The sequence below is a fragment of the Dyadobacter beijingensis DSM 21582 genome, assembly GCF_000382205.1.
GTDB lineage: Bacteria > Bacteroidota > Bacteroidia > Cytophagales > Spirosomataceae > Dyadobacter > Dyadobacter beijingensis.
Genome location: NZ_KB907792.1, coordinates 172867 through 196758 on the forward strand (window position 1 = coordinate 172867; position 23892 = coordinate 196758).

The window sequence follows — 23892 nt, forward strand, 5'->3', positions numbered from 1 at the left end:
TTTGTCACGCCGACCGTCCAGCCGGTAACGGATGCATTGTGCCCTTCCCATGCTGCCAGCGCCCCTCTGCTGGTGACGGATACCGCATTTTTTTACCAATCCATATATTCCATGAAAAATATCTATTCACTATGGTGCATGCTGTTGCTCCCGGCCATGCATGCGATCGCACAGGAACGGACGGTGACCGGCTCCGTGCTCGGCAAGGATGACGGTACCGCACTCGCGGGCGTGAACATCCAGATCAGGAATGCGAATGCAGGCACGCAAACCGACGCCGATGGTAAGTATTCCATCAGGATAGCGAACGACAGTACGGTGCTGGTTTTCAGTTATATCGGTTTTGAAACACAGGAAATGAAGGTCGGTGGGCGTTCCCGGGTGGACGTGACGCTCGCGCAGGATTCGCGCCAGCTCGGGGAAGTAGTAGTGACGGCATTGGGCATCCGGCGAGAGGAAAAATCGATCGGTTTCGGGGCGCAGAAAATCGATGGCTCGGAGCTAAGCAATGTACGCGAGACGAACCTCGTACATTCGCTTTCAGGCAAGCTCGCGGGCGTGCAGGTGGCGGGCAACACGGGCTCGATGGGCGGCTCGGCGAAGATCAATATCCGCGGTATCAACTCCATTTACGGGAACAACAACCCGTTGTTCGTCGTCGATGGTATGCCGATGGAAAATCGCAATACCAACTCGCTCGAACAGCAGCGCGGCTCCGGCGGTTATGATTTCGGCAACTCCATCCAGGACCTGAACCCCAACGACGTCGAGAATGTGACTGTCCTCAAAGGCGCCGCGGCGACGGCATTATACGGCAGTCGCGGTTCCAACGGGGTGATTGTGGTCACGACCAGGAAGGGCGGCAAATCGCGCAAGCCGAACCTGTCTTATTCTTTTGGTTACAATATTGATAAAGTATACAAACTGCCCCGCTATCAGAATAAATACGGCGGCGGGTACCGGTTCAACAAACTGTATTATGACGAAAACCCCGAGGCGTTTCCGGCCGACCGCCAGGGTACCTACAACGACAACGACGGTCGCGGTACATATGATTTGATGCCGCAATACGCGACGGACGAATCGTGGGGGCCGAAATTCGAAGGGCAGCTGTACCGGCCTTATTGGAGCTGGGACAAAGACAGCAAGAACCCCGATTTCGGGAAAGTGGTGCCGTGGGAGGCCCAGCCGAACAATATTCGAAGCTTTTTCGAAACGGGAGGCACATTCAATCACAACGTGTCGCTCGACGGTGCTACCGACAAAGGCTCCTACCGCATTTCCTACTCGAATCTGGATCAGAAGTTTATTCTGCCCAATTCCAGGCTCGTCCGACACAATGCGGGTATTAATGCCAGCTACGAAGCGCTCAAAAACCTGACGATCTCGGGTTCGGCCAACTTCGTGACGCACTCGGCGAAAGGGAGGCCCGGCACAGGCTATGGCGACGACGGCGCCAACGTGATGGTGCAGTTTACGCAATGGGGCCAGCGGCAGGTGGATTTTAACAAAATGAAGGAGTACGAGCTCCCCGACGGCACCCAGCTCACCTGGAACCGGACTTCATGGTTCAATCCGGCACCGCGCTATTCCAACAATCCCTATTGGGTGCGGCACAAGAACTACGAGACCGACGGCCGCACGCGGTTTTTCGGTAACCTCGCCGCGAGCTACAAGCTGACCGATGGGCTGACCGCGGAGGTGAAATACATGACCGATACCTATTTCGAAACGCAGGAGGAAAGGGTGGCGATCGGCTCGCAATACACGCCGCAGTACTGGCTGAGCAAGTACGGGCACCTGGAAAACAACTTCCAGGGACTCGTGTCTTACAATAAGCTGTTTAACAAAGACTTTTCATGGAATGCAAACGTGGGCGTCAACCGGATGACGCGGACGGGCTCGTCGCTCATTTCCAAGACGGTGGACGGGCTGAGTTCCGACGTTTTCAGCCTCGAAGCATCGATGGGCCGGCCTGATATTGTCGATTTGAAGACCAAAAAGCGGATCAATTCCGTGTTCGCGAGCTCGTCGCTGGGTTTTAAAGACATGCTTTTCCTGGACCTTGGCGCGCGTAACGACTGGTCGTCGACCTTGCCGGTGAAGCATAATTCTTACTTCTATCCGTCGGGCTCGGTTTCCTGGGTAGCGTCGGGTGTGATCGACGCCAACTGGCTGAATTTCCTCAAATTCCGCGCGGCGCTCGCGCAGGTGGGGAACGATACCGATCCGTACAACACCGTGCTTTCGTACCTGCTCTACCAGCCATTCGGTTCCGATCCGCGTGTTTCGGTGCCTAATACCTTGCCCAATCCCGACCTGAAACCGGAGATTACCTCGGAATATGAGTTGGGTACGGAAATGAAAGTGTTCAATAACAGGCTGGGGATCAATTTATCCTACTATAACCGCCGCACGCGCAACCAGATCATCCCGCTGAGCCGGTCGGCCGCTACGGGTGCCACATTTAAATATATCAATGCGGGTTTGCTCGAAAATAAAGGCATAGAGATCAGCCTGAATGCGACGCCGATTGTTAACGGGGATTTTAAATGGGACGTGACGCTCAACTGGGCGAAGAACAACAACAAAATCGTGCGGCTCATGCCCGACCAGAAAACGATGGTGCTCACCAACGCGCCGTTTGCCGTGCAGCTGGAAGCGCGGGAAGGGGAGTCGTTCGGTTCCATCGTGGGGTATGATTTCGTGTACAATGAAAAGGGACAGAAGGTCGTGAACGAAGAGGGTATTTACCTCCGCTCCGACGATCAGAAAGTGCTGGGGTCGGTGCTGCCGTCGTTTACCGGCGGACTCATCAACGCATTCCGCTACAAAGGTTTCAACTTCTCCGCACTGATCGATTTCCAGAAAGGCGGCAGCTTTTTCTCGACGACCCAGATGTTTGGCCGTGAGACAGGTATCCTCGAAGAAACGGCTGTGGGCAGCGTTCGGGAGGACGGCGTTATCGCGGAAGGGGTGCGGCAGGACGGCACGCCGAATACTGTGGTTATCCCGGCCCGGACGCATTTCAGCAGCAATGGAAATGGCGGCTACAATATCAACTCGATCGACGTGATTGACGCGAGCTACATTTACCTGCGCGAAATCAGCCTCGGTTACAGCCTGCCCACGGAATGGATCGCCAAAACGCCGTTCAGCAAAGTCCGGCTCTCGCTTGTCGGCCGCAATCTGTGGCTCATGAAATCGAATTCCAGGCATGTCGATCCGACGGCGATCACCAACTCCATTTCCAACTGGCAGGGACTCGAAGGGGGCGCCCTACCGTCGGTCCGCTCGATGGGCGTCAACATTTCTTTTGGATTTTAATTGAAACAGCTATGAAAAACATGAGGAAAATCACCACCGCATTGCTCATGACGTCGGTGCTGGCCTGTACCGATGGGTTTGAGGAAATGAACAAAGATCCTAACCGGGCGGAGCACGCTACGTCGGCGCAGCTGCTCACGAATGCACAATACAATTTTTCCACCAATATTACCGACGAGTGGAACAATGGTCGTTTCGGAATGTACTATGCCCAATACTGGTCCTCGACGTACTATTCCGACGAAAGCCGCTACCAGATCCGCGAGAATACGAACCAGATCATGTGGAATGTGTTTTACACGGACGTGCTCAATGAATTGCAGGAATCGCAGAAGGTTGAGAAAGTGTCACAATGGCCTGGTTATCAGAATCGTATCGCGATTTCGGAGATTGTGAAGGCCTATACTTATCATTTTCTGACCGACATTTACGGCGGCCCGATCCCGTACGCCGAAGCGCTGAATGCCGACGATGTGACGCCCGAATACAATACCGGCGAGGAAGTGTACGCGGGCTTGCTGGCGACGCTCGACGAACAGGTGAAGACGCTGGATGCATCCGCGCCGAGCTATGCTACCGGCGATGTACTTTATGGCGGGGACGTGAATGCCTGGAAGCGTTTCGCCAACTCGCTTCGTCTGCGTATCGCGCTGCGGATGATCGATGTAAAACCGGCGGAAGCCACCGAGGCCATCAAAAAAGCACTCGATCCGGCGAATGGCGGCATTATCAGCGCGCAGGAGCAGAGTGCGTTGTTCCGTTGGCTGCCCTCGCCACCGAATAACAACCCTATCAACCAGTCGTTCAAAGTCAGGGTCGATTTCTCGATGTCAAAGCCTTTTATCGATTATCTCAAACAATACGACGACCCGCGCCTGCCCGTTTTCGCCCAACCATTGCTAAACACGACGGAGTACGTGGGGGAAACATACGGCCTCGAAAACAGCGATGCCAGCTCGAACGGTGACCCGACGCTCGTGAGCTTACCCGCCAGCTACGCCGTAGGCGCCACCGCCCCGACGATCTGGCTCGACCTGGCCGAGGTGAAATTTATGCTGGCGGAAATCCAGGCCCGCGACCTGAAAGTGGGCCTCACCGGCACCGCCGCGCAATATTACCAGGAAGGCGTGGCCGCATCCATGCGGTTCGCGGGCATACGCGAGGAAAGCATTGCGGCATATCTCAAAAAGGTACCCTATCATGCAGCCAAATGGAAAGATAGCATCGGTTCTCAGAAGTGGGTAGCTATGTACACCCAGGGTATCCAGGGCTGGCTCGAACGCCTGCGTCTCGATTTCAAGGACCCGATCACCGGCAAGGCCATTTTCGCCCTCCCCGCCGACGGCTCCCTCGATCCGGACGTTGCCGACATCTCCAAACGGATGAGCTACCCGCTCGTAGAAGCGTCCCTCAACGGCGCCCACTACCGCACGGCATTGGAAAAGCTGGGCGGCAGAAACAGTAAAGCGGCAAGGAACTGGTGGGATAAATACTAATTATCAGGCGGTCGCAACACGAACCGTTCGTTGCGGCCGCATTTGGTAATTTTGGTGCATGGGGGGAATATACACACTATCATCTGCTTTTACTTTTAATGCTACCGGGGAAAAGGTAGATGCGATCGCGTCGCAGGCGACATTGAGCGAACTTGGAGCGTCAAGGGGGCATTTTAACTTTGATTTTTTGAAGCTAGTCAGGCAGTATGTTGTGTACAAACTGCAAGTAGAGGCGAATCCGGCCGTTCAGGGCTTGGTTGCGTGGAGGCCCACGCCGGGAATACTGGAATGTACAAGTATGGAAATCAGCAATGCCAATAAGCATGGAAATCCGGTTTACAATGGAATCGGGAAGGCGATGGTAGCCTTATGCTGCAAAGTGTCCTATGATGAGGGGATGGATGGGTTTATTTATTTCGATGCTAAAAGCAGATTGATGCCTTACTATGAGCGAATGGGCGCGAGGAGGCTGTTTGGCATCCGGATGATTGTCGAACCGAGAGAGGCCCTGAAATTGATTGATTTGTACTTTAAAAATGCCTAACTTCCATTATGAAAGAAGCACTGAAAAACATCGAAGAGGAAGATATTTGGGATAAAAGCTGGGCCGATGATCGTGACCCGGTTGGCCCTATGATGCATTGGGAAGGCGAGAGATCCGAGGAGGACAGACGTTTTATGAGCGAATGGGCATGGAGGCAACGCGAAATTCGGGCCAGAGAAAAAGCCTATTCGGAATCTAAATCCGAATAGGCTCTCAAAACTTAGAAACTCTTCGTATATCTTACCGAAACCGACCTCCCCGGCAGGTTGTAGCCCCGCTTTTCGTAGTAGTTTTCATCCGTTACATTGTTCAATTTCAATGCAATGGAGTGCCCGCCTGCGATCCTGAACTGCGCCGCGAAGTCCAGCACCATGTATTGCGGATATTCGATGTCCGGATTAATAGGGTCTGTGTAATCAATATCCTTCCGCGTTCCGATGGCTCTGCCCGATAGCCGGAGTTGCAGCCAGTTCAAATTGTCGTACGCGATGCCGAAGTTGAATGTGTTGCGCGCCACATTCTGAATGTCGCGGCGGATGGAGGAGGCGTCCGTGCCGACGATGAGCTCGTTGGCGCTCATAATAGAATTACCGTTCCAAAATGCTTTGAGTGAGTAACGGTAATCGTTGCGTGCGCCGAAATCGTAGGACACTTCCGTTTCGAGGCCCGTTATTTTCGCGTCGGCGGCGTTGACGAACGTGGCACGCGAAGTGATCACGTCGCCGTTTTGCAAAGGCTCATTCACAACCTGGATAATTTTCGCGATCCGGTTGTCGACTTTTGTCGAGTAGAATGTCACATTTGCTGCAAAGCCCGACTTTGGCTTATTGAATTCCAATCCCAGATCCCAGCTGACGCTGCTTTCATTTTTCAGATCAGCATTGCCGGCCGTTACAGCAATGCGCCCTTTTGAATCACGGACTTCATTGTAACCCGCCACGCTGTACGCGTCCGTCGTCACGAATGCGCGGCCGATGTTCGCTTTTGCGCGCAATGCAGGTGTAAGGGCATAGGTGATACCCAGGCTTGGGCTGGTAAATGGCGTCGATTTTTTGCCGGCCTGGTAAGTTGGCAGGAGCGGTGTTTCGCGGACGTCGAAGGTGATGTGGTCGATGCGGATGCCGGGTTGCAAGGTTAGTTTACCCAAAGTCACCAATGCCTGCCCGAAAAATGCGCTGGAAACAAGGGCGTATTCCGGCTGGGTAGGCGCACGCTCGGTGGTGTCGTTGGTCCAGCGACGGCTGGCGGTGGATGCATGGAGATAGTCATAGCCCAGTATCACCGAATGCTTGCCCAGTTTCCAAACATCTTTGACCTGGATACCCTTCCACGCATTATGCCCTTGCGCCGAGCGGAATGGTATGACCGGCTTGCCTGATACGTTTTGCGTGTAATTTTTGGTGTTTTCCTCCGAAGCATACACTTTAATGCTAGGACTGTGCTGCCCGATCCGGCCGCTCAGCGACACGTCCAATGCCTGGCGGTCAACGTCCTTGGTACTGGACTCGGTGCTTCCCGAGGATATTTCGCCAGGAGATTCCACGTCTTTCGCCTGGAATTGCTCGCCGCGGACGTCTACACGCCACCGCTCGTTGATCTGATAACCCAGCCGCAATGCACCCGAATAATAATGCAGTTTCGTAAACTGCCTTCTCGCACCATCACTGGTCGTTTCATCGGTTTGGGTAGCGGGCCGGTCGGCGTAGTTTTTCGTAGCGTGCTTATAACCGAAGGCATTGCGCAGCCAGTTGTTTTCTCCGATTTTGTAATCTTTCGAACGTTCGAGATAGCTGAACGACAGGTCGTAATCCAGTTTGGAAGTAATATTTCCACCCGTATTCAACCCGGCCTGGACGGTTTTGAAACTACCGTATTCGAGGAATGCATTGCCCGCCGGCGCACCTTTCGAACGCTGGGTTATCACATTGATCACCCCGCCCATCGCCTGCGAGCCGTATAGTGACGACGCCGGGCCTTTCAGTACTTCAATGCGCTCGATGCCATTCAGGTTGATCTGTGAGAGATTGGTTGCGCCGGCAGGTCGCCCGTCGATCAGCAGCAGCGTGCGTTGGTTCAGGCCTGAAAACTGGGGCCGGAAACCGCGAATGCCGATGCCGGAAGACAGGTTAGGATATTGAATAACGTCCACCGCAGCCGTTTTCCTCACAATGTCGGTCAGGTCGTTGGCGGGCGTCATTTGAATGTCTTCTTTGGAAATAATGTCCAGCTTTTGGGCGATTTTCTCCTTTCGGGCCTCAAAGCGGGTTGCGGTAACAACTACCGGGTCCAGCAGTTTGCGCCCGGACGAGTCGGGAGCGCTATCCTGCGCGCAGGCGGCTGAACAGGCGAGCAGTGAAAAAAGTAATCCGGCGGCAGGCACCCGGGCAATCTGGTAAAGTTGGGTATGCATTGTTAGAATTGAAATGATTCATAGAGAGTTACCGCGCCGATGACGATTGAAAACGCGCCGACGAGGTAGTTGACCACCATCAGAAAACGCTCCCGTTTTCCGGCAAAACGGCCGATCGAAAACGCGAAAAAGTAGCCGTAGGCCGACATGGAGAGGATAATGCCGATGCTTTGCAGAATGATGATCCACACGGCCGTCATCGCATCCCGTGCGGCGAGTGTCAATGCGACGGCACACGCCCCGCCCGTTCCCGCGAGCCCGTGCACCATCCCCACCCAGAAGGAACGGCTTACTGTCCGTTCACCCTGGAATTCCGCTGCCGCGGCCTTTTTGAAGTTCCGGCGGATAGCCAGAATGCCCAGCCATATCATCAGCGGCCCCACGAGCATTTCAACCTGATCGGCGATTTGCAGCGAAAGCGTCGATTTGAGCAGTAGTACCAGTGTGGCAAAAAGAATGAGGGTAAATGAGTGCCCCAGTGCCCAATGCGACGACCGCCAGATCAATTTCCAACGGAGGGCCGGGTCCCGGAGGACGGTATTCTGCTGATTTGCGCCGTTTTTGTCTTCGGTAGCGAGTACCGACACGGCGGCCATATGGTCGGGTTCGAAGGAATGCTGCACGCCGAGTAGCAGCGAGTCAATAAGCAGGTACTGAATCATTTGGATTTCCGCATAAATTAGAAAACAACTTATGGGAGAATGCAGGGAGTAGCGCGGCCGCGACGCAGCCTGCCGTTTCCTCTTGCCTTTCTTCCCGAAAGCAAAACCGGATCATTCAACGGCAGGTCTTCTGGCTCGTTCAGCCCTTGCGCCTTCCCGGGGTTTCCCAGTGACATCTTACAAGAGCATTACTAATGAACTTACAGCAGCGGGTACTGCTCCGGATTTACACCGGATTCCCTTTTAATCACGCCGCGGGGCGCGAACCAATGAATGCACAAAGCTATGGGTTTTTGTTTGACATAAACCCAAAAAATAGCCGAATACCGCTAACTTTACTGCACAAAGAGTTCTTTAACATACTTCTCCAACAGGAAAAGGTCTTGCGTATCAACGCATTTCAGGGGAATCGTGTGAAAACCACGAGCTGTCGCGCAACTGTGAGGGGTAACCCAAGCCAGAGCACCTGTCCTTTCCTTGTTGACAATGCTTTCGCGGTATGAAGCAGGGTCTGGTTTGGATATTTTGTCGGGTCACTTCCCGACTTGCCGGGTAGCGTCGCCGCCCGGGTATGCCTTTCTTTTTTCTTGACCATCGATGCATTGGAAGTTAAAATCAACCGATGGTTTTATCATGTCCATTCCAAAATCCAGTTTCCTCATCTCCGCTCCTTCGAGCAATTCGGGTAAGACGACCTTGACCCTGGGATTGCTGCGGGCGTTGCGGAACCGCGGGTATGGTGTGCAGCCGTTTAAATGCGGGCCTGATTATATCGATACTGTTCACCATTCGGCGGCGGCGGGGCAGCCAAGCCTGAACCTCGACACTTTTATGGCTTCCGGGGCGCATGTACGAGCGGTATATACGGATTATGCGTCGCGTGCGGATGTGTGTGTGGCCGAGGGGGTGATGGGGCTTTTCGACGGGGCCGACAAAATGCGGGGGAGCAGCGCGGAAATCGCGGCGTTGCTCGATATGCCGGTGGTGTTGGTCATGAATGCGCAGTCGATGGCGTATTCCGCGGCGCCGTTGATCTATGGTTTGAAGAATTTTTATCCCGGTATCCGCGTCGTTGGGGCCATTTTCAACTGGGTCAATACTGAATCGCATTACCGTTTTTTACAGGATGCCTGCGCGGATGCAGGTGTGGAAGCGCTGGGGTATTTGCCTAAAAATGAAGCATTGCACATTCCTTCCCGACATTTGGGACTGCACATATCGGCTGAAACGGATTATGAAGCAATTATCGAACGTCTGGCGGATATTATTCCCCGGACAGTGAACATCGGACGGCTCCTGGAAGTTACTGCCCTGAATGCGTTGGTGGAAGGTGTTGAAAATCGGCGGGAACATTTACTGGTACCAACGAATACCACCCGCGACCTGCACATTACCGTGGCGCGCGACGAGGCTTTTTCTTTTGTTTATCACCAAAATATCGAAGCGCTGAGGGCATTCGGGGAGATCCGGTGGGTTAGCCCGCTGAGCGACAATGCATTGCCGCCGACCGACTTGCTGTACCTGCCCGGCGGCTATCCGGAGCTTTTTGCCCGACAACTGTCTAATAACCAGCCGATGCTGGCCAGCATTCGCGAATACTGCGAAAACGGCGGATTGGCCTATGCCGAATGCGGCGGGCTGATGTATCTCGGAAAATCGATTACGGCCGGCAATGGGACGGCATTTCCGATGGCGGGCGTGCTGGATTGCGAAACGACCCTGCAAGGCTCGCGGATGACGCTCGGATACCGCAATGTGCATTGGAATGGCCTGGAAATCCGGGGGCACGAGTTTCATTATTCGGTGCTCAAATCGCACGCGATGCATGCGGAGGATGCCTTCGTTACGAATGCGAAAGGTATGCCGGTCGACACCCCGTTTTTTAGCAGAAAAAATACATTTGCTTCATACACACATCTTTACTGGGCAGATAATCACGGGTTTATCCAACACCTCATCGACCAGACACGCAAAACACCCGACAACGATGGCAGATAGTCCAGCGCCCAGAATGAAACGCCAGCGCGTGACGCGATCTGACGGAAAGGCCATTAACCTCGTCCAGCGGCGGGGGCACCTTTCGTATTGCTACAATGCATGCTGTTGCGGGCGAGTAGACCGGGGATATGCCCCGATTCCCGTGGAACTGTATAAAAATGAATGGCTGAGGAGAAAGCTGCGCAATGTGGTGCATATGACCAAAGGCGGCTGCCTGGGCCCGTGTACACTCGCGAACGTGGTGACGCTGCTCTTCGACGGGCATTCGGTGTGGTTCCATTCTATCAATTACGATTGGCAGATCATCGCGATTTTCGACTATATCGAAAGCATGGTAAAGGCCGACCGATACCTCGTGCCGCCGTCGGACCTGGCCGAATATGTGTTTCAATTTTATACCTGGAAAGGTTCCGAAACCGCCACCGAATTGGGCCAGACCGCCGTTCCTGCCGACGGGATCGTGTTTCTCACGCACGCGGACACGGACCTGCTCACGCTCGACCGGGCATTGCAGCTCCTGCCGGAAGATTTTCCCAAAACGACGGGTATCAGCCTGATGGCGATCAAAAGCGAGGAGCAGATGCAACAGCTTTTGCAGCGGGAAATCGCGGGGGCGCGGATCATTGTTATCCGTATTCACGGGCGGCTGAGCACCATTCCGGGCTTCAATGAGCTGGTAAAACTGGCCGGCCAGCGCGGGCAGCACCTTATCGTGGTAAGCGGTACGGGCGAAATGAACCCTGAATTTGCCGCCGTTTCGACGGTGTCGCCAGCGATCCTGCACGAAACGCTGGCCTATTTGCAAGCGGGTGGTTATAATAATCTCATCGGGCTGCTCAGCTACCTGTCCGACCATTTGCTGATGACCGGCTTCGGCGCAGACGCACCGACGAATCTGCCCGAACACGGCATTTACCACCCCGACCTCCCCGAATTCTCCGATGCTTCCGACTGGCTGAAATACCGCGATCCGGCGTTGCCGACGATCGGGATAACTTTCTACCGGGCACATTGGTTGAGCGGAAATACGGGGTTTGTGGATGCGATGATCCGCTCGCTGGAAGAGCGCGGCGTGAATGCGCTGCCTGTGTTTACTTCCTCCCTTAAATCAACCGATCCGGCCACAGGGAAACCGTTGGCCTTTGGTTATTTCAACCGCGAGGCAGGTATGGGTATCGACGTGCTGATCAATACTATTTCGTTTGCGATGACGGACACGGGGCCGTCGGGACATGCGGCGGGCACTGCGGGCGTGTTGCAGGAATTGAATGTGCCTGTATTTCAGGCAATCACTAGCGGGATGAGCCGCGGGCCGTGGGAATCGTCTTCGCGGGGACTTAACCCGCTCGACACGGCGATGAATGTGGCGATACCGGAGTTTGACGGACGCATTATTACCGTCCCCGTTTCTTTCAAGGAAAAAGGGCGTGATGCGCGCGGATACATGCCGTTGGATAACCGGGTCGACCGGGTAACAGGCCTGGCGATCCGGTTTGCACGATTAAAATACCTGCGCAATGCGGACAAGAAAGTCGCATTCATTTTTACCAATTCCAATACAAAAGCTTCTCAAATCGGGAATGCGGTGGGGCTGGACGCACCGGCATCGTTGCTAAACATCCTTCGGGCCATGCAGGATGAAGGTTATCGCATCGATGACCTGCCCGAAACGGGTACCGCGTTGATCCACAAGCTGATTGATCTTTGTGCGTATGACGAGGATTTCCTCACGCCCGGCCAGCTGGCACAGGCGGCCGCGCGTGTGCCGGCGGCACAATATGTGGCCTGGTTCGAAGAATTGCCGGAAGCGGCGCGGCAAAAGATGCTGAAACAGTGGGGACCGGCCCCCGGCGAGACTTATGTGCACGAAGGCCACATCGCGCTCGCCGGCCTCGACCTGGGGAATGCCTTTGTGGCATTGCAACCGCCGCGCGGCTATGGCATGGACCCCGACGCGATCTATCACCAGCCCGACTTGCCGCCCACGCATCATTATTATGCATTGTATCGCTGGCTGCGGGATGGCTGGGGTGCGGACGCAATCGTACACGTAGGCAAGCACGGGACGCTGGAATGGTTGCCCGGAAAGGGCATTGGCCTGTCAGAAAGCTGCTTTCCGGATGCATTCCTGGCCGATTTGCCGCTGTTCTACCCGTTCATCATCAACGATCCCGGCGAGGGCTCCCAGGCCAAACGCCGCGCACATGCCGTGGTGGTGGACCACCTGACACCGCCGATGACCTCGGCAGACAGCTACGGCGAACTCGCGCAGCTGACACAGCTGGTGGACGAATATTACCAGGTCGAAAGCCTCGATCCTTCCAAGCTGCCATTGCTGCAAAGGCAGATCTGGGACCTGATCAAACAGACGAACCTCGACGCCGACCTTTCGGCCATGCTCAGCCGCGATCACGGCGACCATAAACACGATTGGGACGACGAGATGACGCCGGAAGGCGTGCCGGTGAGCCTCACGGAAATGGACGGCAAGGATATCGCGCATTTGATCGAAGACATCGACGGCTACTTGTGCGAGCTGGGCGCGGCGCAGATCCGCAACGGCCTGCATACGCTCGGCGAAATGCCCGCGGGCGAAGCGCTGATCGATATGCTGCAATCGCTGACACGCCTGCCGAACGGCCCGGTGCCGGGTATGCAGGCTGCATTGGCTGTATTATATGGTTTTGATATTGAAACACTTCATCAACAAAAGGGACAAAGGCTGACTGCGCCCGCGGATGCACTGGCATCCTGGGCGGGCAGGCCGGTAGTAACCTATGCCGATGCAGTGGAGACGCTGGACGAAATGGCGGCACACCTGATCCGTCTTTTCGAGCATTACCAGTTTGACGAAATGCACATTAACCGGGTTATTTTCGAAGCCATTGACCAAAACCCGGAATTGCCCGCATGGCAACACCTGCACTCGATCCTGACATTTATATCCGCGGAGCTCGTGCCCAACCTCTGCCGTACGGACGAGGAGATTACCAACCTCCTGCGCGGGCTTTCGGGCGGGTACGTGCCGGCGGGCCCGAGCGGCGCGCCTACACGTGGGATGGCGCACATCCTGCCTACGGGCCGGAATTTTTACGCCGTCGATCCGCGGGTATTGCCTTCGAAAGCAGCCTGGGAAGTGGGGCAGCAGCTGGCCAAAGAGGTGCTGGACCGGCATTGGAAGGAAACCGGCCGGTACCCGGAGAGCGTAGGGATCAGCATTTGGGGTACCAGCGCCATGCGCACCCACGGCGACGATGTGGCCGAAGTGCTCGCATTGCTGGGCGTGCGGCCCGTGTGGCAGGCGGAAAGCCGGCGCATTACCGGACTGGAAATCATTCCGTTAGCAGCGTTAGAACGGCCTCGTATCGATGTTACGACGCGGATCAGCGGCTTTTTCAGGGACGCATTTCCGCATTTGATCGAGCTGATGGACGAGGCTGTGCAGCTGGTGATCAGCGCGGACGAACCGTTGGAAGAGAATTTTGTGAAAAAGCATTACTTAAAGGCGCTTTCCGAGCTGCAACAGGACGACGCATTGTCTGTCGAAGAGGCTGAGGAACGGGCGGCATACCGCATTTTCGGGGCGGCGCCGGGGAGTTACGGGGCAGGGATTTTGCCTTTGATTAATGAAAAAAACTGGGAAACGGACGGCGATTTCGCCCAGGCGTACATCAACTGGGGCGGTTATGCCTATTCTAAAAACGCTCAGGGTGTTGATGCGCGCAAGGAATTTACCCAGCGATTGGCCGGTGTGGAAGTAGCATTGCACAACCAGGACAACCGCGAGCACGACCTGTTCGACAGCGACGATTACCTGCAATTTCACGGCGGAATGATCGCGACGATCCGCAACCTGACCGGCCAGCAGCCACGTCATTATTTCGGCGACTCCCAGGATCCGGCGCGGCCCGTTGTGCGGGATTTGAAGGAAGAAACGCTGCGGGTTTTCCGGTCGCGGGTCGTGAATCCCAAATGGATCGAAAGCATTAAAAAACATGGCTACAAAGGCGGCCTGGAATTGACGGCGACGGTGGATTATCTCTTCGGATATGATGCCACCGCGAATGTCGTCGCCGACTGGATGTACGAGAAAGTGGCCGAAACTTATGCATTGGATGCGGATATGCAGCAATTTTTCGAAGCAAACAGCCCCTGGGCGCTGCATGCCATTGCAGAACGGTTGCTCGAAGCGGCACAGCGCGGACTTTGGGAAAACCCGTCGGAACGGGCGCTGGAAGGTTTGAAGAATTTGTATCTCAAAAGTGAAGCGCTGCTCGAATCGAGGGCGGAATAGGGATTATCTGAATTGACATTGAAATGACATCATACCCGTTTGCCGCGATTGTTGGGCAGGAAAAACTGAAAAAAGCGCTGCTTCTGTGCGCGATCAATCCCGGGATCGGCGGCGTGCTGATTAAAGGCGAGAAGGGCACGGCGAAAACGACGGCCGTGCGCGGGCTGGCTTCGGTAATGCCGCACCCGGAGAGCGCTGACGAGCCGGTACCGTTTGTCGACTTGCCGCTCGGGGCTTCGGAAGACCGCGTGCTCGGTAGCCTGGATATCGAGGCGATTCTTGCGAATAAAACCAAGAAACTATTGCCGGGCCTGCTTGCAGGTGCGCACGAGGGTATTTTATATATAGATGAGGTGAATCTGCTGGCCGATCATTTGGTGGATGTGCTGCTCGACGTTTCGGTTTCGGGCGTGAATACCGTGCAGCGCGAAGGCCTGTCGGTGAGCCATCCGGCCCGGTTTGTGCTGATCGGCACGATGAACCCTGAGGAAGGAAACCTGCGCCCGCAGTTCCTGGACCGCTTCGGGCTGATGGTGGAAGTAGGTGCCCAGGCGACTGTGGACGAGCGAACGGAAGTTGTCCGGCGCAGGATTGCATTCGAACGGGATTCGAAAGCATTTGAAAAGCAATGGGATAATGGGCAGGAGGCGATCAGGATGCAGATTGCCCGCGCGCGAAAGTTGCTGCCCGGCGTGCAAATGCCCGACGGGTTACTGAAAATGATCAGTCAGCTTTGCATCGAATGGGGCGTAAGCAGCCTTCGGGCAGATATTTTCATGTATAAAACGGCGATCACGATCGCGGCATTGAACAGCCGTGACAGGGTATCGCCCGATGATGTGCGGGAAGCAGCGGAGCTTGTTTTGATGCATAGAAGGGGTAGGAATGCGCTGCCGCCATCACCAGGTAGTTTGCCTGAATCGCCTCATTCAGATAAAGATAAGCTAAATGGAGGGGGCGATCATGCCAAGCCGACCATGCGAGATGATGCAAGCGCTTCAGAGCCTGATATGAATGGGGATGATCGTAATGCCGACGGATCCCCGGATGATTCAAAAGGCGAATGCGGGGAGGGGAATTGTAGCGACAAGCAGGAAGAATATGTGGCAGGCGTTTATTCTGGAATGGTCGTTCCGGAATTGCTGCCTGATAGGTTTGTGGAACGCCCGGAGCTGACGGTTGGAACGGGTTCCAAGGCAAAACAAACGATCAAGGGATTCCAGGTGCGTGCCGTAAAAACGGATGTGATTACGGATTTGGCCGTGAATGAAACCATTTTGCACGCTATTGTCCGCAATCCCGAACAACCGTCGGTCGTGCGCGGGGATCTACATCAGAAAATCAGAAACGGGAAGGCCGGTCATTTGATCCTTTTTGTCGTAGATGCGTCGGGGTCGATGGCGGCGGGACAACGGATGGAGGCCGTAAAAGGCAGCGTGATGAGTCTTCTTGAGGACGCTTATCAGAAGCGTAACAGTGTGGGAGTGATTGCATTCCGCGGCGTGGAAGCGAATGTTTTGCTTGAACCGACCCGAAATATCGACCTCGCGCAGCAGGCATTGGAAAAGCTGCCGACCGGGGGGCGAACGCCGTTGCCGCACGCCTTGCAGCTGGCAGGAAAAGTACTAGGAAGCCATCCGGAAACCGCGCATATGCAGCCGCTGCTCGTGCTATTGAGCGATGGCAAGGCGAATGTGCCGCTACCCGGCGGTAATGGTGACGCTTGGGGGCAGTCGTTGCGACTGGCCTCCGAGATACCATATCCGGCATTGGTGCTGGACACGGAGAGCGGCTATATTCGCTATGGAAAAGCGCGTGAGCTGGCGAATGCATTGCGTGCGGAGTATGTTTCGCTGCACGAGCTCTCGGCGAATGGATTGACGGAAACGATATTGGATCGGATTGTAATTTAATAGAATGAACCATCAGAAACTGCGGCCCATTATGTTTGTCGGCACTGGCTCCGACGTGGGAAAAAGCGTGATAACAGCCGGTTTTTGCAGGATTTTTAAGCAAGACGGTTACCATCCGGCGCCGTTCAAGGCGCAAAATATGTCGCTCAACAGCTTCGTGACAGCCGACGGCCTCGAATTGGGGCGGGCGCAAGCCGTGCAGGCCGAGGCCGCGCAGGTGCCGTGCGAGTCGGACATGAACCCGGTTTTGCTGAAACCGACCAATGACAAATCCTCGCAGGTGGTATTGAACGGTAAGCCGATTGGCAACCAATCGGCTTACGAGTATTTTATGGAGAACGACCGCCGCGAATTGTTTTCAGCCGTGAAAGACGCATTCGACAGGCTTGCCGGTAAATATGCGCCGATCGTGATGGAAGGTGCGGGGAGTATATCGGAGTTGAACCTTAAAAACCGCGATATTACTAATCTAAGAATGGCGGCCCATGCAGGCGCAGCCGCTTACCTGATCGCCGACATCGATAAAGGGGGTGTTTTCGGCAGTGTTTACGGCACCATCGCATTGCTCACGGAAGAGGAGCGGGCGTGCATGAAAGGTATTATTATCAACAAGTTCCGGGGTGACGGGCGACTGTTTGAAGAGGGGAAACGTATGCTCGAAGAGCTCACAGGCTTGCCGGTAGTGGGTATTTTGCCCTATTTTCGGGATATTCATATCGAGCAGGAAGATTCGGTGTCGCTGGAACTGAAATACCGGTCGGCGGTGGAAGGGAAGGTAAATGTGGCTGTCGTCCTGTTGAGACGCCTGTCCAACTTCACCGACTTCGACCGGCTGGAAAAGGACCCTAGGGTGAATTTGTATTATACCAATGAACCTTCTGAAATTGAAAGGGCTTCGGTCGTGCTCATTCCCGGTAGCAAAAACACCATCGCGGATATGCTGGCGATCAGGAACAGCGGCGTGGCGAGGGCCATTTACAACGCGCACAAGGCCGGGAAGACTATTATCGGCATCTGCGGCGGCTATCAAATGCTCGGCGAAAGTATTCTTGATCCCTGCCATGTGGAGGGCGATATCGAGGAAATACCCGGGCTTGGTTTGCTACCGGTTACAACTATTTTGCAGCCGGAGAAAACGACATTGCAATGCACATTTAGGTTCAGGGACAATACGGAGCCTAGTTCGGGTTACGAAATCCATATGGGAGAAACCACATCGCTCGAACCCGGAGAGCCGGTGGCGGTTTTTGCCGATGGCAGGAAGGATGGCTATTACCGTAACGCCTACACGTGGGGCACCTATCTGCACGGGATCCTGGACAATGCGGCGGTGATAGAGCATGTCCTCGCGCCTTACACGCGAGAGCAGGGCACGCCGTACGACTACCGGGAATTTAAGGAGCAGCAGTACGATAAATTGGCCGATTTGCTGCGTGCACATATGGATATGGATTTGATTTACAAAAGTTTAATAGAATAAGTATGCTGCACGGGCATGGGGATGATGGCTACCGGTATGGAACGCGCATCATCGCGGATTTCAGCACAAATGTCTGGTACGGGGGCGAACCGGCCGGCCTCAAAGCGCACGTTTTCGAGCGCTGGGCCGACATCAACCGCTATCCCGAAGTACTTGCCGAGAGCTTGCGCGAGAAAATCGCCGGCCATCACCAGGTCCCGGCGGGCCAGGTGCTCGTTTGCAACGGCACCACGGAAAGCATTTACCTGATCGCGCAGCTTTTTACGGGCAAGCGGACGACCATCGTCGCGCCGTCGTTCGCCGAGTATGAAGACGCCTGTCTGAGTTTTGAGCATGAAATCAGAAGTATGTCCTGGCAGGAAGCGCTCGAACTCCCGAGATTGAAGACCGACTTGCTGTTCATTTGCAGCCCTAACAATCCGACGGGACTCATTTTCCACGACCTCCTGTATTGGCTCAAACTGAACCCGCAATGTCTTTTTGTTGTAGATGAAGCTTTTATCGACTTCACAGCCAATGCTGAATCGGCCGTTTCTCTGATGACACGGTTCCCGAATCTGCTCATTATGCGTTCGTTAACCAAAACGTACGCGATACCTGGCCTGAGGTTGGGTTACCTGCTTGCACAGGAAGATATCGTGGATCGATTGACAAATATCAAACAACCCTGGACGGTCAACACGTTGGCGATTGCAGCGGGGCATTACATTTTCGACCATTTCGAAAGCGTTCAACCGCCGGTTCAGGAGTTGTTGAAAAATAATAGAACGTTTGTTCAAGAATTAAAAAAACTGGAATGCCTGGAAGTGTTCGAAAGCGGCACGCATTTCTTCCTGGCCCGGACGCTGGTACGGAATGCGGCGCAACTGAAAGAATTTCTGCTCGAAAAACACGGACTGCTAATCCGCGACGCGGGCAATTTCCGCGGACTCACCCGCCAGCATTTCCGGCTCGCTACCCAGCGCCCGGCCGATAATGAAACGATGGTCAATGCATTGAAAGAATGGCAGAGCCTCTACTATTAATTATTCCGTTGCTCGGCGGCTACCTGCTGGATCTCTGGCTTGGTGATCCCGACCACTGGCCACATCCCGTGCGGGTTTACGGGAATGCCATTGCCATGGGCGAGAAGCTGCTGAACCGCGGGCGGTACAGATTCTGGAAGGGTATGCTGCTGAGCATTATATTAGTTGTCGCAGCATTTTTGTTCTTCCATCAATTGAATGCGCTGCTGTGTCATTTCCGTTATTTATTTCTGATAGTCAATACCATGTGGGTTTACTACGGGTTAGCCAATCATTCATTGATCGCAGAAGGCAAAAAGGTATATGCAGTATTGGAAAATGAGGGGTTGGAAGCGGGGAGAAAGCAACTTTCGCGCATTGTGGGCCGGGATACATCTAACCTCAGCGCGCAGCAAATCCGCATTGCCGTGCTGGAAACGATGTCCGAAAACCTGAGCGACGGTGTCATCGCGCCGTTGTTTTATTACGCGGTCGCGGGCGTACCCGGTATGATGGTATACAAAATGATCAACACAATGGATTCGATGCTGGGTTACCGCAGCGAGCATTATGAGCAGTTCGGAAAATTCGCCGCGCGCCTGGACGATGTTGCCAACTTCATTCCCGCCCGGCTGACGGCGCTATTGATGGTAGTCGTGACCGGAAGCAAGCGCGGATTAAGATTCACTTTACAATTCGGAAACAAACACAAAAGTCCCAACGCCGGTTACCCGGAGGCCGCGTTGGCCGGTATTTTAGATTGTCGCTTCGGCGGGCCGAATGTGTATCACGGGAAGTTGGTGGAGAAGCCGTTTATCGGGGAGCGCGAGCGGGTGGTAGGAGCGAATGAGATCGATCGCGTCGCGAGGATCAATCATTTCACATGCTTGTTGATAATCGTCTTGATTGAAGCTTTTCTCACATTAGCCCTTTAAGACGACCGAGCCTAACCTTATGGATCAACTCAATGGGCTCACCCACAATATTCGCAATTTCTTCCAGCGGGCATGCACCTATAAATTCCCGGTAGTATTCACAGGGCCGGAAAGAACGATTTGCGTCGGTGAAAATGGCAAAAGCGGTGATCGGCTTGTCGTATTTGTCGAGAATGCGGGAATAGTATGTGAACATCCGGCGGCTGAAAACCAAGAAATCGTCGAAAATATCTTCCAGAATGGATTTCCGGAGGGTGTCGTCCCGTTTCATGCGGCGTGTGTGGAATTGAATGTTTGCAATGATAAGCAATAAAATATTGCTAGTTTTGCGGCCATCCAGGTGCGCGCATTGTGCGTGATTAAAAGGGAATCCGGTGTAAATCCGGAACAGTCTCCGCTGCTGTGAGTTCATTGTGAGGCTCTTGTAAGTTGCCACTGGGGGAACCCGGGAAGGCGCAAGAGTTGGACGAGTCAGAAGACCTGCCTGCAAACGCTGTTAATATGGCTTTCGGAAGAAAGGCCGATGACTACATGAACCGTACAAAATTACTTGCAGTCCTTCTGCTGCTGAGCCTGATGGCCGGGTGCAGCACTTCGTCGTCCATTTACGAGAGGGGCGATTCGCATTATTCCGGTAAAGACCTCTTCCCTGAAAAGGTGAAAGTGGCGCACGCCAAAGGCTTCACAATCAGCTATCACGGCCATTATAAGGTGGTCAAAATCATGAGCCCGTTCGAAAAATCGACGGACACGCTTTCCTATGTGCTCGTGCAGCGCGGGACGCCGCGACCGATCGGCTACAAAGACAGCCAGGTAATCGAGATCCCCGTGCGGAGCATGGTCGCGATGTCGTCGCTGCATATCGGGTTGGTGGGATTTTTGGGTTGTGAGGATATTCTTACGGGGATGGGCAATCTCAAATATGTGTCTTCGCCGAGGGTCATCAGCCGCATTCAATCCGGGAAAATCGTAGAAGTAGGGAAGGACCAGGGCCTGAACGAGGAACTGCTCGTGGGTATGCACCCGGACCTGATCATGGCGACGGGCAGTCCGGTATCCAGGGTCGCCCGCTACGAATCACTGCATCGGGCCGGGATACCCGTGATGGTCAATTCGGAATGGGTGGAAACGACGCCGCTCGGCCGGGCGGAATGGGTGAAGCTGATGGCCGCACTGATTAACAAGGAAAGCGAAGTAAACCGCAAGTTCGCCCGCGTGGAGCAGGAGTACGCGCGATTGAGGCAGTTGACCAGTAAGGTAACCAACCGCCCGACGCTGATTACCGGCATGAACTCCAAAGACGCCTGGTACGTGCCGAATGGCGATAGCTATGTGAACCGCTTCTTCCGCGATGCCGGTGCATCCTATCATTGGTCCGACACCAGGGCGACGGGCAGCTTACCGCTGAGCTTTGAAACCGTATACCCGGTGGCACTGGAAGCAGACTTCTGGCTGAATGTGAGTATCGGGAATGTTCGTTCCAAAAAGGATGTCCTCGCGCGTGACGTGCGCTACGCGGACTTCAAGGCATTCAAAACCAATCACATTTACAGTTATAACAACCGCATGAATGCCCAGGGAGCGAATGATTACTGGGAATCGGGTGCGGTAAATCCGCAACTGGTACTGGCCGACCTCATCCGAATTATCCATCCCGAATTATTGCCCAGACACGAGCTGATCTATTATAAATTAATTGATTAAATGAAAATATATACTAAAAAAGGCGATAAAGGCACCACGGGCCTTTTCGGCGGAAGCCGGGTGAGTAAGGACGACGTGCGGATCGAGTGCATCGGCACGCTCGACGAGGCTAACTCGACGATCGGGATGCTGCGCGTGAAGCTCGGGAATGGGCACGAATGGCAGCCGAACCTGCACAAAATCCAGAAGGACCTGATGGATATGATGTCGCACCTGGCCCGGCCATCTGATGCCAAGAAGGAGAATAAAAACCCGATGCCTGAGGATGGCGCCGCTTTTTGTGAAGAGTGGATCGATGCGCTGGAAGCTGCTATGACTTCGCCATCGGATTATTTCCTGCTGCCCGGCGGGAATGAAGTTTCGGCGCTTTGCCATATGGTGCGCACCCAAATGCGCCGCGGCGAGCGCAGGCTGGTGTCGCTCATCAAAACCGACGAGGTGCATGAGGCCATTCCGGCGTACATCAACCGTCTGTCCGACCTGTTTTTTACGCTGGCCCGTGCCGAAATGGACAAGGCTGGTGTGGCGGAAGAAAAGTGGCAGCTGTTCTTGTACAAGCGTTTCAAAAGCGCGGAACCTTCATGATTACCTACGTCACAGGCGGTGTGCGCAGCGGGAAAAGCAGGTTTGCGATGGCGCTGGCCTTGCAAAAATCGCCCAATCCGATCTATGTGGCCACTTCCCGCATTTGGGACGAAGACTTTGCCGAGCGCGTGAAAAGGCACCAGGACGAACGCGGGCCGGAATGGACGTTGCTGGAAAGCGAGCGGGACATCCACCGGTTGCCGCTGGCGGGTAGAGTGGTGGTGATCGATTGCGTTACGCTGTGGCTCACGAACCTGTTCGTCGCATTTGAATACGATATCGAAAAATCACTTACCGCATTCAAGGCGGAGGTCGATGCGCTGGCGAAAATCGATGCGACGCTCATCATCATTTCCAACGAGATCGGCATGGGCGTTCATGCGGAGACGGAGGCGGGCCGGAAGTTTACCGATTTGCAGGGTTGGGCCAATCAATATGCGGCCGCCGCTGCGGACGAAGCCGTTATGCTGGTTTCGGGTATTCCATTTACTTTAAAATCAATCAAATAATATGTACACGGCCACCCTTACCGAACAGGAAATCCAGGCGAAGATCGATTTGAAAACCAAGCCGCTGGGCGCATTAGGCGCGCTGGAAAAGCTGGCATTTCAGATCGCTTCCGTGCAAAATACCTTGTCGCCGCAGCTCTTGAATCCCCATGTCATCGTGTTTGCGGCGAGCCACGGCATTGCGGCGCAGGGCGTGAGTGCCTACCCGTCGGAGGTGACGCCGCAGATGGTGCTCAATTTCATAGGTGGTGGTGCGGCGATCAACGTTTTTACGCGACAGCACGGTATTAACCTGCTGCTGGTCGATGCGGGTGTGGATTATGATTTTGGCCAAAACGAAAAACTGATCGACGCAAAAGTCGGATTCGGTACGAAAAGCTTTGCGCAGCAGCCCGCGATGACGGCAGCCGAATGCCGGGAATGTCTTGAAAAAGGTGCTGAACTCGTACGGAACGTACATCAAAACGGCTGCAATGTAGTCGGTTTCGGCGAAATGGGCATCGGTAACACATCAGCTGCGTCGGCGGTGATGAGCCGGTTGCTGCATATCCCTGTCAGCGAATGTGTCGGAAAAGGTACGGGACTGAACGATGCCCAGCTTTTACAAAAAATCGAAATACTTACCCGCGCATTGGAACTGCACGCGCATGCGGGCAACGACCCGGAATCGGTACTCGCGACATTCGGCGGCTTTGAAATGGCGATGATGTGCGGCGCCATGCGCGAAGCGGCGCGGCTGGGAATGCTGGTGCTGGTCGATGGATTTATCGCGTCGGTGAGCTATTTGTGTGCATTTCAAATGGAACCGTCTACCCGCCGGTATGCGGTTTTCTGCCACCAATCCAATGAAAGAGGCCACCGTTTGCTGCTCGAATCGCTGGAAGCCGAGGCGATATTGAAACTCGATATGCGCCTGGGTGAAGGTACGGGCTGCGCGCTGGCCTATCCGCTGCTGCAAAGCGCCGTTGCGTTTCTGAACGAAATGGCAAGCTTTGAAAGCGCCGGTGTGAGCCAGAAAACGGACTAATAAC

At 54.5% G+C, this 23892-nt stretch carries 17 protein-coding genes and 3 riboswitches; of the genes, 14 read left to right on the forward strand and 3 right to left on the reverse strand.

All coding sequences use genetic code 11. The features are described 5' to 3' along the window. Positions 1-111 precede the first annotated feature (111 nt). From H144_RS0129080 to H144_RS0129095, 4 genes are read left to right on the forward strand one after another with little or no spacing between them, the layout of a single operon-like run. Complete coding sequence (locus tag H144_RS0129080) at positions 112-3327, forward strand: SusC/RagA family TonB-linked outer membrane protein (protein WP_063826431.1); 3216 nt, start codon at positions 112-114, stop codon at positions 3325-3327. An 11-nt stretch (positions 3328-3338) separates the two neighbouring features. Then, a complete protein-coding gene (locus tag H144_RS0129085; RefSeq protein ID WP_019945656.1) occupies positions 3339-4823 on the forward strand; it encodes a SusD/RagB family nutrient-binding outer membrane lipoprotein in 1485 nt (494 codons plus the stop codon). A 58-nt stretch (positions 4824-4881) separates the two neighbouring features. Beyond that, positions 4882-5367 (forward strand): GNAT family N-acetyltransferase, encoded by a 486-nt coding sequence (locus tag H144_RS0129090; protein ID WP_019945657.1) that lies wholly within the window; start codon positions 4882-4884, stop codon positions 5365-5367. 8 nt (positions 5368-5375) lie between these two features. Further along, a complete protein-coding gene (locus tag H144_RS0129095) occupies positions 5376-5576 on the forward strand; it encodes a hypothetical protein (RefSeq protein WP_019945658.1) in 201 nt (66 codons plus the stop codon). Between the two features lie 11 nt (positions 5577-5587). Here H144_RS0129095 and H144_RS0129100 read toward each other — a convergent pair whose 3' ends face one another. Together H144_RS0129100 and H144_RS0129105 are read right to left on the reverse strand one after the other, a co-directional pair. Continuing rightward, entirely contained in the window at positions 5588-7777 is a 2190-nt protein-coding gene (locus H144_RS0129100; protein WP_019945659.1) for a TonB-dependent receptor plug domain-containing protein, read from the reverse strand. 2 nt (positions 7778-7779) lie between these two features. Then, the gene (locus tag H144_RS0129105) at positions 7780-8439 is read right to left on the reverse strand and encodes a hypothetical protein (protein ID WP_019945660.1); all 660 of its coding nucleotides are present in this window, start codon (positions 8437-8439) and stop codon (positions 7780-7782) included. Positions 8440-8542: 103 nt separating this feature from the next. Then, positions 8543-8725, reverse strand: a riboswitch (cobalamin riboswitch). Between the two features lie 75 nt (positions 8726-8800). Then, positions 8801-8928: riboswitch (cobalamin riboswitch) on the forward strand. A 144-nt stretch (positions 8929-9072) separates the two neighbouring features. Here H144_RS0129105 and H144_RS0129115 point away from each other — a divergent pair. From H144_RS0129115 to cbiB, 6 genes are read left to right on the forward strand one after another with little or no spacing between them, the layout of a single operon-like run. Continuing rightward, positions 9073-10437, forward strand: coding sequence for a cobyrinic acid a,c-diamide synthase CobB (locus tag H144_RS0129115; RefSeq protein ID WP_033403482.1), 1365 nt, complete (start codon positions 9073-9075; stop codon positions 10435-10437). Continuing rightward, on the forward strand, positions 10427-14731 hold the full coding sequence (cobN, locus tag H144_RS0129120) for a cobaltochelatase subunit CobN (protein WP_229208029.1): 4305 nt from the start codon (positions 10427-10429) through the stop codon (positions 14729-14731). Before H144_RS0129115 ends, cobN begins: the two co-directional genes overlap by 11 nt. A 23-nt stretch (positions 14732-14754) precedes the next feature. Continuing rightward, entirely contained in the window at positions 14755-16644 is a 1890-nt protein-coding gene (locus tag H144_RS0129125) for a magnesium chelatase subunit D family protein (RefSeq protein WP_019945664.1), read from the forward strand. 4 nt (positions 16645-16648) lie between these two features. Beyond that, complete coding sequence (locus H144_RS0129130; RefSeq protein ID WP_019945665.1) at positions 16649-18124, forward strand: cobyric acid synthase; 1476 nt, start codon at positions 16649-16651, stop codon at positions 18122-18124. Between the two features lie 2 nt (positions 18125-18126). Beyond that, on the forward strand, positions 18127-19149 hold the full coding sequence (locus tag H144_RS0129135; RefSeq protein WP_019945666.1) for a pyridoxal phosphate-dependent aminotransferase: 1023 nt from the start codon (positions 18127-18129) through the stop codon (positions 19147-19149). Beyond that, the gene (cbiB, locus tag H144_RS0129140; protein ID WP_026351087.1) at positions 19128-20063 is read left to right on the forward strand and encodes an adenosylcobinamide-phosphate synthase CbiB; all 936 of its coding nucleotides are present in this window, start codon (positions 19128-19130) and stop codon (positions 20061-20063) included. The genes H144_RS0129135 and cbiB overlap by 22 nt, the downstream gene beginning before the upstream one ends. On the opposite strand, the gene H144_RS0129145 is transcribed toward cbiB, so the two are convergent. Next, positions 20047-20334: a hypothetical protein gene (locus H144_RS0129145; RefSeq protein WP_063826428.1), complete on the reverse strand. Its 288-nt coding sequence runs from the start codon at positions 20332-20334 to the stop codon at positions 20047-20049. The genes cbiB and H144_RS0129145 overlap by 17 nt on opposite strands. 50 nt (positions 20335-20384) lie before the next feature. Then, positions 20385-20565: riboswitch (cobalamin riboswitch) on the forward strand. On the opposite strand from H144_RS0129145, the gene H144_RS0129150 reads away from it, so the two are divergent. The 4 genes from H144_RS0129150 to cobT all read left to right on the forward strand — a co-directional run bounded on the left by H144_RS0129150 (position 20565) and on the right by cobT (position 23888). Continuing rightward, complete coding sequence (locus H144_RS0129150; protein ID WP_229208030.1) at positions 20565-21767, forward strand: ABC transporter substrate-binding protein; 1203 nt, start codon at positions 20565-20567, stop codon at positions 21765-21767. Its footprint overlaps the riboswitch before it by 1 nt. After that, positions 21768-22352 (forward strand): cob(I)yrinic acid a,c-diamide adenosyltransferase, encoded by a 585-nt coding sequence (locus tag H144_RS0129155; protein WP_019945670.1) that lies wholly within the window; start codon positions 21768-21770, stop codon positions 22350-22352. Further along, positions 22349-22861 (forward strand): bifunctional adenosylcobinamide kinase/adenosylcobinamide-phosphate guanylyltransferase, encoded by a 513-nt coding sequence (locus H144_RS0129160; RefSeq protein ID WP_019945671.1) that lies wholly within the window; start codon positions 22349-22351, stop codon positions 22859-22861. Before H144_RS0129155 ends, H144_RS0129160 begins: the two co-directional genes overlap by 4 nt. Before the next feature lies 1 nt (position 22862). After that, a complete protein-coding gene (cobT, locus tag H144_RS0129165) occupies positions 22863-23888 on the forward strand; it encodes a nicotinate-nucleotide--dimethylbenzimidazole phosphoribosyltransferase (protein ID WP_019945672.1) in 1026 nt (341 codons plus the stop codon). Positions 23889-23892: the final 4 nt, after the last annotated feature.

Excerpts from the sequence above, each read along its gene's own strand:
- H144_RS0129080 (WP_063826431.1), top strand. The coding sequence starts at position 112 with ATGAAAAATATCTATTCACTATGGTGCATGCTGTTGCTCCCGGCCATG.
- H144_RS0129085 (WP_019945656.1), top strand. The coding sequence starts at position 3,339 with ATGAAAAACATGAGGAAAATCACCACCGCATTGCTCATGACGTCGGTG.
- H144_RS0129090 (WP_019945657.1), top strand. The coding sequence starts at position 4,882 with ATGGGGGGAATATACACACTATCATCTGCTTTTACTTTTAATGCTACC.
- H144_RS0129095 (WP_019945658.1), top strand. The coding sequence starts at position 5,376 with ATGAAAGAAGCACTGAAAAACATCGAAGAGGAAGATATTTGGGATAAA.
- H144_RS0129100 (WP_019945659.1), bottom strand. The coding sequence starts at position 7,777 with ATGCATACCCAACTTTACCAGATTGCCCGGGTGCCTGCCGCCGGATTA.
- H144_RS0129105 (WP_019945660.1), bottom strand. The coding sequence starts at position 8,439 with ATGATTCAGTACCTGCTTATTGACTCGCTGCTACTCGGCGTGCAGCAT.
- H144_RS0129115 (WP_033403482.1), top strand. The coding sequence starts at position 9,073 with ATGTCCATTCCAAAATCCAGTTTCCTCATCTCCGCTCCTTCGAGCAAT.
- cobN (WP_229208029.1), top strand. The coding sequence starts at position 10,427 with ATGGCAGATAGTCCAGCGCCCAGAATGAAACGCCAGCGCGTGACGCGA.
- H144_RS0129125 (WP_019945664.1), top strand. The coding sequence starts at position 14,755 with ATGACATCATACCCGTTTGCCGCGATTGTTGGGCAGGAAAAACTGAAA.
- H144_RS0129130 (WP_019945665.1), top strand. The coding sequence starts at position 16,649 with ATGAACCATCAGAAACTGCGGCCCATTATGTTTGTCGGCACTGGCTCC.
- H144_RS0129135 (WP_019945666.1), top strand. The coding sequence starts at position 18,127 with ATGCTGCACGGGCATGGGGATGATGGCTACCGGTATGGAACGCGCATC.
- cbiB (WP_026351087.1), top strand. The coding sequence starts at position 19,128 with ATGGCAGAGCCTCTACTATTAATTATTCCGTTGCTCGGCGGCTACCTG.
- H144_RS0129145 (WP_063826428.1), bottom strand. The coding sequence starts at position 20,334 with ATGAAACGGGACGACACCCTCCGGAAATCCATTCTGGAAGATATTTTC.
- H144_RS0129150 (WP_229208030.1), top strand. The coding sequence starts at position 20,565 with ATGGCTTTCGGAAGAAAGGCCGATGACTACATGAACCGTACAAAATTA.
- H144_RS0129155 (WP_019945670.1), top strand. The coding sequence starts at position 21,768 with ATGAAAATATATACTAAAAAAGGCGATAAAGGCACCACGGGCCTTTTC.
- H144_RS0129160 (WP_019945671.1), top strand. The coding sequence starts at position 22,349 with ATGATTACCTACGTCACAGGCGGTGTGCGCAGCGGGAAAAGCAGGTTT.
- cobT (WP_019945672.1), top strand. The coding sequence starts at position 22,863 with ATGTACACGGCCACCCTTACCGAACAGGAAATCCAGGCGAAGATCGAT.